At 69.2% G+C, this 9,253-nt stretch carries 13 protein-coding genes and 2 pseudogenes; 9 read left to right on the top strand and 6 right to left on the bottom strand.

The window, feature by feature from the left end; genetic code table 11:
* Positions 1-314: 314 nt before the first annotated feature.
* The 3 genes from nhaA to HF519_RS28195 all read left to right on the top strand — a co-directional run bounded on the left by nhaA (position 315) and on the right by HF519_RS28195 (position 3,006).
* A complete protein-coding gene (gene nhaA / locus HF519_RS28205; RefSeq protein WP_312860405.1) occupies positions 315-1,610 on the top strand; it encodes a Na+/H+ antiporter NhaA in 1,296 nt (431 codons plus the stop codon).
* A 111-nt stretch (positions 1,611-1,721) separates the two neighbouring features.
* Positions 1,722-2,048: a DUF3040 domain-containing protein gene (locus HF519_RS28200; RefSeq protein WP_169416020.1), complete on the top strand. Its 327-nt coding sequence runs from the start codon at positions 1,722-1,724 to the stop codon at positions 2,046-2,048.
* 70 nt (positions 2,049-2,118) lie between these two features.
* Complete coding sequence (locus HF519_RS28195) at positions 2,119-3,006, top strand: slipin family protein (RefSeq protein WP_312860404.1); 888 nt, start codon at positions 2,119-2,121, stop codon at positions 3,004-3,006.
* Positions 3,007-3,009: 3 nt separating this feature from the next.
* Here HF519_RS28195 and HF519_RS28190 read toward each other — a convergent pair whose 3' ends face one another.
* From HF519_RS28190 to HF519_RS28165, 6 genes and pseudogenes are all read right to left on the bottom strand, one after another.
* On the bottom strand, positions 3,010-3,195 hold the full coding sequence (locus HF519_RS28190; protein ID WP_169416019.1) for a DUF1707 SHOCT-like domain-containing protein: 186 nt from the start codon (positions 3,193-3,195) through the stop codon (positions 3,010-3,012).
* Positions 3,196-3,349: 154 nt separating this feature from the next.
* Positions 3,350-3,778 (bottom strand): annotated as a pseudogene (locus HF519_RS28185) (IS30 family transposase); the annotation flags it as partial.
* Positions 3,779-3,882: 104 nt separating this feature from the next.
* Positions 3,883-4,080: a group II intron maturase-specific domain-containing protein gene (locus HF519_RS28180; protein ID WP_246245376.1), complete on the bottom strand. Its 198-nt coding sequence runs from the start codon at positions 4,078-4,080 to the stop codon at positions 3,883-3,885.
* Positions 4,081-4,137: 57 nt separating this feature from the next.
* Positions 4,138-4,386 (bottom strand): hypothetical protein, encoded by a 249-nt coding sequence (locus HF519_RS28175; RefSeq protein WP_169416018.1) that lies wholly within the window; start codon positions 4,384-4,386, stop codon positions 4,138-4,140.
* Between the two features lie 34 nt (positions 4,387-4,420).
* Positions 4,421-5,077, bottom strand: coding sequence for a response regulator (locus HF519_RS28170; protein ID WP_169416017.1), 657 nt, complete (start codon positions 5,075-5,077; stop codon positions 4,421-4,423).
* 6 nt (positions 5,078-5,083) lie between these two features.
* Complete coding sequence (locus tag HF519_RS28165; RefSeq protein ID WP_169416016.1) at positions 5,084-6,106, bottom strand: sensor histidine kinase; 1,023 nt, start codon at positions 6,104-6,106, stop codon at positions 5,084-5,086.
* A 378-nt stretch (positions 6,107-6,484) separates the two neighbouring features.
* Here HF519_RS28165 and HF519_RS28160 point away from each other — a divergent pair, with 378 nt between their 5' ends.
* From HF519_RS28160 to HF519_RS28135, 6 genes and pseudogenes are all read left to right on the top strand, one after another.
* On the top strand, positions 6,485-7,114 hold the full coding sequence (locus HF519_RS28160; protein WP_169416015.1) for a hypothetical protein: 630 nt from the start codon (positions 6,485-6,487) through the stop codon (positions 7,112-7,114).
* Between the two features lie 12 nt (positions 7,115-7,126).
* Positions 7,127-7,489, top strand: coding sequence for a DUF3040 domain-containing protein (locus HF519_RS28155; RefSeq protein WP_169416014.1), 363 nt, complete (start codon positions 7,127-7,129; stop codon positions 7,487-7,489).
* Positions 7,490-7,525: 36 nt separating this feature from the next.
* On the top strand, positions 7,526-7,690 hold the full coding sequence (locus HF519_RS28150) for a hypothetical protein (protein ID WP_169416011.1): 165 nt from the start codon (positions 7,526-7,528) through the stop codon (positions 7,688-7,690).
* Between the two features lie 45 nt (positions 7,691-7,735).
* A complete protein-coding gene (locus HF519_RS28145) occupies positions 7,736-8,095 on the top strand; it encodes an NfeD family protein (RefSeq protein WP_169416013.1) in 360 nt (119 codons plus the stop codon).
* Positions 8,062-8,460, top strand: a pseudogene (locus tag HF519_RS33620) (hypothetical protein); the annotation flags it as partial. The gene HF519_RS28145 and the pseudogene HF519_RS33620, both read left to right, overlap by 34 nt.
* A gap of 53 nt (positions 8,461-8,513) precedes the next feature.
* A complete protein-coding gene (locus tag HF519_RS28135) occupies positions 8,514-8,615 on the top strand; it encodes a transposase (RefSeq protein WP_169416012.1) in 102 nt (33 codons plus the stop codon).
* Positions 8,616-9,253: the final 638 nt, after the last annotated feature.

Genomic DNA, 9,253 nt, shown 5'->3' with positions numbered 1-9,253 from the left:
CCCGGACCACCAACCAGCCGGTCCGCAGCATCAAGGCCCACCGACCCCGCACGACCCATGTTTCCTAGGCCGAGTGTCAACCATGTCCTGAGACAGGACTGTCAAACAGCTACTGAGACTGGGCAAAGGCTTTGATGTCGAATGGGTGGGTGCCGGCTGCTGGATCGCCTTGGCGCCGGGGCGGACCGCACCCGCACCAACGGGGCGCGGCGCTCAGGACATGCCGACGGACCCCCAGCTCGGGTAGGGTCGACACCGGTGTGCCGGGAAGTCTGGTCGGCGGTCGGTTCGTCGACGCCTCCCGAAGGAGCCCCGTGGGGACACCAGCCTCGTTGCTCGGCCGCGGGAGCTGGCCCGAGGTCCGCCGCATCGGCGACATCCTCCGGACGGAGACCGTCGGCGGGGTCCTGCTCGTCGCCGCCGCGGCCGCCGCGCTGATCTGGGCGAACTCGCCCTGGGGCGATGTGTACCGGGAGCTGAGCGGGCTGCGGGTCGGCCCGGTGGCGTGGCACCTGGACCTGACTCTCGCGCAGTGGGCGTCCGACGGGCTGCTCGCGATCTTCTTCTTCGTCGCCGGGCTCGAGGTGAAACGGGAGTTCGTGGCGGGGGACCTGCGCGACCCCCGGCGCGCGACGCTGCCCGTCGTCGCGGCCGTCGGCGGGATGGCCCTACCGGCGCTGCTCTACGTCGTGATCAACGCCCCCGCCGGGCGCGAGGCCTTGGTGGGTTGGGCGATCCCGACCGCCACCGACATCGCGTTCGCCCTCGCCGTCCTGGCAATCATCAGCACCCACCTGCCCGCGGCGCTGCGCACCTTCCTGCTCACCCTGGCCGTGGTCGACGACCTACTCGCGATCACGATCATCGCCGTCTTCTACACCAGATCCCTCCAGCCGGTGCCGCTCCTGCTGGCCCTGATCCCCCTCGGGTTGTTCGCGCTGCTCGTGCAGCGCCGGGTGCGGGCGTGGTGGCTGCTGCTGCCGCTCGCGGTGATCACCTGGGCACTGGTGCACGAGTCCGGCGTGCACGCCACCGTCGCCGGGGTGCTGCTCGCGTTCACCGTCCCGGTGATCCGCCGCGCCGAAGGCCCCGGCCCCGGTCTGGCCGAGCACTTCGAGCACCGCATCCGGCCACTGTCGGCCGGCGTGGCGGTGCCGCTGTTCGCGTTCTTCTCCGCCGGCGTGTCGATCGGGGGTGCCGGCGGGCTCGGGGCAGCGTTCACCGACTCGGTGACCCTCGGGATCATCGTCGGCCTGGTGGTCGGCAAGACCGTCGGCGTGTTCGGCTCGACATGGCTCGTGCAGAAGTTCACCGGCGCCCGGTTCGCCGAAGGCGTCAGTTGGTGGGACGTTCTCGGCGTGGCGATGCTCGGCGGGATCGGCTTCACGGTGTCGCTGCTGATCGGCGAGCTGGCGTTCGGCGCCGGCAGCGAACGCGACGAGCACGTCAAGATCGGTGTCCTGACCGGCTCGCTCCTGTCGGCGATGCTCGCGACCATCGTCCTGCGCGCGCGGAACCGGCACTACCGGCGGATCTGCGCCGAGGAGGAACGCGACACCGACGCCGACGGGGTGCCCGACGTCTACGAGGCCGACGAAGGGCACGGCTGATCGGGCGCCGACCAGGACTGGCCGATCGGCCGTATGGAGCCTACGCTGCAGATAGGGCGCGCCGGGAAGGCTGGTCGGCATCACCTCGTCGCTGCCCGAAAGGTCACACAGATGCCGACCTCGTCCCAGCCCGACCCGCACGGCCGCGACGGCCTGACTCCCTGGGAGCGGCAGGTTCTCGCCGGCATCGAGGACGGTCTCGTCACCACCGACCCCCACCTTGCTCATGAGATGAGCCACCGCAGATCGCGGACGATGCCGGGGTGGTGGCCGTTGTCCGCCCGGTCGACATTCCTGCTGTTCGTCGTGTTGTCCGTCCTCGTGCTGGCCGGCGCGCTGGTCTCGGCGTCGTGGTGGGCCGTCCTCGGCCTCGTCACCACGCTAGTCATGGTCCCGTGGCTGCTGCTTGCTGCGATCGAGAAGAACCAGTCGGGCTGAGTCGGCCCGGACGGTCGGGTCATCGTCGAATCGAAGGATGTGGGATCTAATGCTCACGACGGTTCTGATCGTGGTCATCGCCCTGGTGGCGCTGCTGGTCGCCACCAGCGTCCGGATGGTGCAGCAGTACCAGCGGGGCGTGGTCCTGCGCTTCGGGCGGCTGTTGCCCCAGGTCCGCCAGCCAGGTCTACGGCTGTTGGTGCCGGTCGCCGACCGGATGGTGAGGGTGCCGGTCCAGACCATCGTGCTCGACGTCCCGCCCCAGGGCGCAATCACCAAGGACAACGTGACGGTCAACGTCGACGCGGTCGTGTACTTCCGCGTCACCGACCCCGTCAGGGCGGTGGTGAAAGTCGAGAACTACCTCGGCGCCATCTCGCAAGTCGCACGGACCTCCCTGCGATCGGTGATCGGCCGTGCGGACCTCGACACGATGCTGTCCGACCGCGAACGGGTCAACGCCGAGCTGCGCGCGGTCATCGATACCCCGACCGACGACTGGGGCATCAGCGTCGACCGGGTCGAGATCAAGGACATCGCCCTTCCGGAGGGCATGCGCCGCGCGATGGCCCACCAGGCCGAGGCCGAGCGGGACCGTCGCGCCCGCGTGATCGCCGCAGACGGCGAGTACCAGGCCTCGGCCAGGCTTGCCGACGCAGCGCGGGTGATGGGAAACCCGTCGGGAGCAATGCAGCTGCGGTTACTGCAGACCGTCAGCGAGGTGGCGTCGGACCAGAACAGCACGCTGGTGATGCCACTGCCGGTCGAAGTGATGCGATTCTTCGAGCACTCGACCAACGCGCCGGCCACTGCGCCCGCGACCACGCCGACCCCCTCAATACCGCCGACAGCCACCCCGGAGGGTGCGCCCGCCCCACCGCACGTTCCGGTGGACGTTCCGGTAGACACAGCCAACGGAACGCCAGAGCGGACCGACGGTGACGCGGTAGTGCGGTAAAGGTCACCACAGGTCGGGCGGTAGGTCCTCGGTCAGCACCTCCAGCTCGCTGCGGACGCGCGCGGCGTAGACGCCCTGCACTCGCTCGTCGAACTCGATGATCGTGAGTCGTCCGTCCCGTAACGCCCGTTCCAGGCGTCGCACGACGGCCTGTCGTTCGGCGTCCGATACGCGAAGATCTCGCTGCACGCGCACTCCGTCCTCGCTGCGCTACATCGAGGATAGGGGCATCGCGGCACCCGTCCGAATCTGCTGGGGCGGGTACTCCTCACACAGCCGCCTGGTTGCCGTGTGCAGCCACAGCCGGAAAAGCGCGCAGGCAGTTTCTCCTGGTGGTCGCGAATCAGTGAGTGATCGGTGACGTGAGTGATCCTCTCATGGCCTGGGCGGGTGCCAGGTCCCCGAGGACCATCCGTGGCCGGTTGTTGAGCTGCCGGGCCACGGCCTTCAGGTGGTCCAGAGTGTGAACTGAGAGGTTAGAGCCCTTCGGGAAGTACCGGCGCAGCAGGCCGTTGGTGTTCTGGTTGGTGCCGCGCTGCCAGGGCGAGTGCGGGTCGCAGAAGTAGCTTTCGAAACCGGCCCGGGCGGCGATCTCGGCGTGCAACGCCATCTCACTGCCCTGATCCCAGGTCAAGGCCGCGCGCAGATGCGGTGGGATCTCGGCGGTGCCGGCAAGGAAGGCGTCGCGGAACTGCGGGGCCTTCCACCAGGCCGGAAGGTGGATCAACATCGTGTAGCGGGTGGCGCGGTCGACGAGAGTCCCGATCGCGGAGCCCTGCCCGCGCCCAGGGTCGGGCGGCCGGAGGGAGTTTCACCCTCCGGCTCCCACAGATCCCGGCGTGACCGTCTCCGGTCACTGGGCTCTTGTCATCCTGCTCAGAAGGCGGTCGTGACCCAGCGCCAGTGCCGGAACAGGCGGGGATACCCGTGGGTGATCTCCGCGAGCTCGCGGCGGGCGGCGCGGGTCGCGTCGTAGCGTCGGTACCTGTTGCGGATCCAGCGCACCAGGTAGGCATTGATGCGGGCCAGGAGGCGATACAGCGCTGACGGGTAGAACCGCCCGTAGTACTGCATCCAGCCCGCGACGACCGGGTTGATCGTGCGGGCTACCTCGCCGAAGGAGTGGTAGATCTAGCGGTGCAGCCGCCAACGGCGGACGTGTGTACTGATCTTCTTCAGGGCTTGGGTGCTGATCGCGGGCGCGTCGGCGGTGATCACCACGCCGGCGAGGTCGACGCCGGTCAGGATGTCCAGCAGCGGGGTGAACTGATTGATCTCACCCGCTCTGCCGGCCATCGTCGCTTCGACGGTGACCTGCCCGAGCACGACTCGGGTGTGCTGGTCGATCACCGCGAGCAGGTGCCGGCCCGCCACCTCCACGCCGACACCGGCGCCGCCAGACGCCGCGGGTTTGTCAGGGCTCAACGAGTCCGGCGCGGATGGCGAATCTGGTCAGCTCGAGGCGGTCGCGCATGCCGAGTTTCTGCAGGATGTTGGCTCGGTGCCGGTCGACGGTCTTGGCGCTGATGACCAGGGTGTTGGCGATCTCCTTGGAGGAGCGACCTTCGGCGATCAGCTTGACGATCTCCTCCTCGCGGGGGGTAAGGATGCTGTCGGGGATGCGGTCGTTGTGCCGGTTGCGCTGTAGGTAGTCCCGGATGAGGGCGGTGACGGCGCCGGCGTAGAGGAAGGGTTCGCCGCGCATCGCGGCGCGGCAGGCCTCGACCAGGTCGCGGTCGGCGACCGACTTGAGCACGTAGCCCGAGGCGCCGGCTTTGAGCGCTTCGAAGAAGTACTGCTCGTTGTCGTACATGGACAGCATGAGGATGCGCACCGTGGGTGCCCGTCGGGACATCTCCCGGGCCGCCTGCAGCCCGGTCATCCGCGGCATGGCGATGTCGAGAATCGCCAGGTCGACGTCGCCGCGTGTGGAGAGCTCGACGGCTTCCGCGCCGTCGCCGGCCTCGGCGACCACAACGAGGTCCGGTTCGCCGTCCAGGATCAGCCGCAGACCGCCGCGCACGAGCGCGTGATCGTCGGCCAGCAGGATGCGTGTCTTGCCGGGTTCCATCTCCGCCTACCCCCGTTCCGCTTCGACCGGGACGACCAGGCGCACCTCGGTGCCGCCCGCAGACGTCGGGCCGAGGGTGAGGTGGGCGCCGATGAGGATGGCGCGCTCCCGCATCCCCCGGATGCCGGCGCCCTCGGCCGACCCATTGAGTCCCCTGCCGTCGTCGGTGATGCGCATGACCACGCCATCCCGCTCGCGGGTCAGCGCCAGTTCGGCCCGCGAGGCGCACGCGTGTCGCGCGATGTTGGTCAGGCTCTCCTGTGCGATCCGGTAGAGCACCAACTCGGCATCCCTCCCCAGTGCCGGCAGCCGTTGATCGAGCCGGCGTGTGATCGGTACCTCGCTCGCCTGCGAGAAGTCGGTGGCCAACGCGTTCATGGCGCTGAGCAGACCCAGGTCCTCCAACACCCCGGGGCGGAGCCGTCGGGCCACCTGCCGCACCTCGTCCAGGCTGGCGCGGATGAGCTCCTGGACGGTCCGGAGCTCGGCGCGCAGGTCGTCTGGTGCGCGGTCGACGGTCCGCTTCAGGCCCAGGAGTACAGCGGTGAGGCTCTGCCCGATCTCGTCGTGCAGCTCCTGGGCGATCCGTTGCCGCTCGCCTTCCTGGGCGGCGAGAGCCTGCGCGCTGCTCGCGCCGCGCTCGGTCTCGAGCCGGTCGAGCATGTCGTTGAACGTGCGGACCAGGTGCGTGACGTCCCCGTTGCCGCGGACCGCGAGACGTTCCCCGGGGCGCAACAGGTCCACGCGCTCCATGAGGGCAGTAAGCCCGTCCAGCGGCCGCAGGCTGGTCCGGAGCAGCACCGCGTTCACCGCCAGCATCAGGGCCAATCCCAAGGTCAGGACGGTGACCTCCGCGGCCGCGACCGGCGTCGACACGGTGGCCGGCGAGAACATGAGCACCACTGCTCCGGCGACGAACACCAGGGCGTTGAGCAGGAACAGCCGCCAGAACAACGCCGACGCCGGGGTCTTGCCCGCCCGCTTATCGCCCCGAGCTCGTTGCGGACGTTGGTCGACGATCCCTGACATGCCGACAGCGTCACCGCACGGTGTCGGTCTGTCCATGGTTGCTGGGCCCCACATCGCGCCTGCTCTTGGGCCGGGCCGCAGCTTGTCTACACGTCGCAGGACGCGGAGTTGGGTGCTGGACCCGATAGCCACCCAGGGCGAGGCCCGACAGCCTGATCGCAGGGACTACTGGCTGAGGGTGGCAGAAGGAGTCGCGGTGCTGATGACGGATCGACTCGCTCCTTCGGGCGTTCTCGCAGCGACGCGAGTCGGCCGGCGCCCGGCGAGTTGGTCATTCACCGCGGAGGTTGCCGGTGTGGGGTCGCCGCTGACCGCGAGAACCCAGATCGCGACGCCACTCCGCCGTTCATTCCAAGTCAAACCCTCGGGAGGGGTGGGATGAACAACGATGCCCTGGTGGCCGCGCTCGGCGTGGACGCCGTCGCCGCGGTGAACGGCTACCGGCTGCACGTGATCTCCGAGGCCGAGCGGCGGGGGCTCCGTCTGGTCAGCGAGGTGCTCTCGGACGTCGTGCAGGTCTCCGCGGAGGTCCGCATCGTCGACCCCATCGACATCCGGCTCACCTTCCTGCACTGCCCCGGCTGCCCCGAGCTCGCGGGCCGCACGTTGAGATGGGGCCCGGCGCACGGCTGGTCGTTGTCCCACCGCACGGCTAACGCGCCCCTGAGCTACTACGCCGGCCCCGGGGCCACCCCGTTGCTCCTCGTGCCCACGGCCCCGGAGGTCGTGCGATGGGCAACCGGTGAGTGCGACGGCCCGGCCGCACCGCCAGTGGGAGCCGAGCTCGACGATGACCCGGAGGCGATCCACCGGCTGCTCAGCTTCATCGACCCACAACGCGGTCTGCAGGCGGCTGAGGCGCTCTTGCCGACTGCCCGGGCGAGCTCCCATGGCGTGCACACGCACCTCCACCGATCATCCGCCGCGTCGGTGACCACGGACCGGCGCGTGAACGACGCGTCCAGGGACGTCGATGCGGGGATCAGGCAAGCACGGAGATCCGAATGACTGGAGGTCGGCATGTCGCTCTCGCGCCGTGAACAGCAGATCCTGGCCAGGATCGAGAACGAACTGGATGAGAAGGACCCCGCGCTCGCCGCGACGTTCACCCAGGCACCTCTACCGGCATCGTTCCGCCGGCGGTTCCCGCTGTCGCGCGGTCATGCGGGCCTGCTGATCCTCGCACTGCTCACGTTAGTTGTCCTGCATTCGCTCGCCCTCGAGCTGGGTGTCGTGGGGTTGGGGATCCTCACCGCGGCGCTGATCGTGCCGTGGATGGTGAGTGCCTCGCGGGCGGGGGGAGGCCGCGACCGCACCAACGCGGCGAGAGCGCGGCAAACCTCGCCTTTCCTGCAGGGCCTGTTGAGATGGCGGCGCTCGTAAGAGCCCGACTGAGTGTTCTCCGAAAGGAATGTGCTGATGCTGGGCATGATTGTCGTATTGCTGCTGGCGTGGCTCGTGCTGGCGATTCTGGGTGCGGTCATCGAAGGGTTGTTCTGGCTGACGATCGTCGGCGCGGTGCTGTTCGTCGCGACGGCCGCCTATGCGGCGATCAAGCGACGGGCGGGGCGACAGATCCATTGACGCCGTGGCCGAAACCTCGACTCGGCCGTTCAGGAGGGCCGACGCATGGCTGTATGGGTCATTTGGTTGATCACCGCAGTAGCGTTGGGCGTCGCTGAGGTCTTCACCTTGACCGCCGCGCTGGGGCTGCTCGGCGCCGCCGCTCTGATCACCTCGGGCGCCGCCGCGATCGGGCTGCCGGTTCCCCTGCAGCTGCTGGTGTTCGCCATCGCCGCAGCTGCCGGCATCGTGGTTCTTCGGCCCATCGCCGCGCGGCACATGCTCCGGCCATCCCTGGAGCGGTTCGGGGTGGACGCGCTGTGCGGGCGGACTGCCTATGTCGTCGACGAGGTCACGGAGCGGACCGGAACGGTGCGCATCGGCGGGGAGGAATGGACGGCCCGTGCCCTCGCCAGGGCGTGGTGATTCCCATCGGGGCGGCCGTTGACGTCATCCAGATCGAGGGCGTCACCGCCGACCCGCACCTGGTGGTCAAGGTCCACGACGTGGTCGGGTTGTACCTGGATCCCCCGGAGGGGGCGCTGGTGCTGTCGGTGGACGAGAAGCCGGGGATCCAGGCGATCGAGCGGGTCGCCCCGGTGGCCCCGATGACGCCCGGCACGCCCGAGCGGCGCAGCTTCGACGACGTCCGGCACGGCACGATCGCCCTGTTCGCGGCGCTGGATGTCGCCACCGGGAAGGTGATCAGCACGCTGGCCTCCCGGCATCGCGCCGTGGAGTTCCGCGACTTCCTCGACCGGGTCGACCACGAGACAGACCCCGCCCTGCAGGCGCACCTGATCTGCGACAACTTGTCGGTCCCCAAGGCTCCCGCGATCCATCGGTGCTGCTCGCCCACCCCCGGTTCCACCTGCACTTCACCCCCACCTACTCGTCCTGGCTCAACGAGGTCGAGCGGTGGTTCGCCGAACTGCGGCGCCGATAACTCGACCGGGGCGTGTTCTGCTCGGTCGAGCAGCTGTGCCAGGCGCTGGAACGGTGGATCACCTGTGGAACACCGACCCGCACCCGTTCCTCTGGACCGCCACCGCCGGCCAGATCCTCGACAAGATCGCCCGCCACTGTCGCCGAATCTCCGAACCAGCACGCGAGAGCGCGACCCAGCTCTCCGAGCGCGCCATCTCGTACGTGACCGAGCTGCACCACGTCGCCGTGGGATCGTTCGGCACTGCGTTCGGCGGGTCCCACGTGCCGCCATCGAAGCGGCGCGTCAGCGGCGACACCTCACCCAGCGTCAACCACACCAGCGCCGACGACACTCGGGCGTCCCGCGTCGTTGCCCGGTACCGCGGCAGCTCCAACGATCGCCGTGCCACCCGATCGCACTCCTCCACGGCGTGCAGCGGCGGCACGACCCATGGCGGAAGGACCAGCTTGGACACAGCGCCGAGTATGCGACCCGGCACCGACCATTCGGAACACGCTGAACTGCCACTGGGTCGGGTAGCCCCGGCGCATCACTGCGCCGGGGCCCCCTCAGAACCGGGCGTGCAAGTTTCCTCGCACCCGGCTCAAGCAAGCCGCGAGGGCTGTCAGGCGCGCAGAAGTGCTGGACCGATGCCT

It is taken from the genome of Pseudonocardia bannensis (assembly GCF_012911875.1).
Taxonomy (GTDB): Bacteria; Actinomycetota; Actinomycetes; order Mycobacteriales; family Pseudonocardiaceae; genus Pseudonocardia; species Pseudonocardia bannensis.
The sequence above is the reverse complement of the archived record's forward strand: the minus strand, read 5'-3'. Positions and strand labels throughout refer to the sequence as shown.

Coding starts and splice junctions, on each gene's coding strand:
- HF519_RS28150 (WP_169416011.1), top strand. CDS start 7,526: ATGCTGGGCATGATTGTCGTATTGCTGCTGGCGTGGCTCGTGCTGGCG.
- HF519_RS28165 (WP_169416016.1), bottom strand. CDS start 6,106: ATGTCAGGGATCGTCGACCAACGTCCGCAACGAGCTCGGGGCGATAAG.
- HF519_RS28180 (WP_246245376.1), bottom strand. CDS start 4,080: ATGCAGTACTACGGGCGGTTCTACCCGTCAGCGCTGTATCGCCTCCTG.
- HF519_RS28200 (WP_169416020.1), top strand. CDS start 1,722: ATGCCGACCTCGTCCCAGCCCGACCCGCACGGCCGCGACGGCCTGACT.
- HF519_RS28155 (WP_169416014.1), top strand. CDS start 7,127: ATGTCGCTCTCGCGCCGTGAACAGCAGATCCTGGCCAGGATCGAGAAC.
- HF519_RS28170 (WP_169416017.1), bottom strand. CDS start 5,077: ATGGAACCCGGCAAGACACGCATCCTGCTGGCCGACGATCACGCGCTC.
- HF519_RS28160 (WP_169416015.1), top strand. CDS start 6,485: ATGAACAACGATGCCCTGGTGGCCGCGCTCGGCGTGGACGCCGTCGCC.
- HF519_RS28145 (WP_169416013.1), top strand. CDS start 7,736: ATGGCTGTATGGGTCATTTGGTTGATCACCGCAGTAGCGTTGGGCGTC.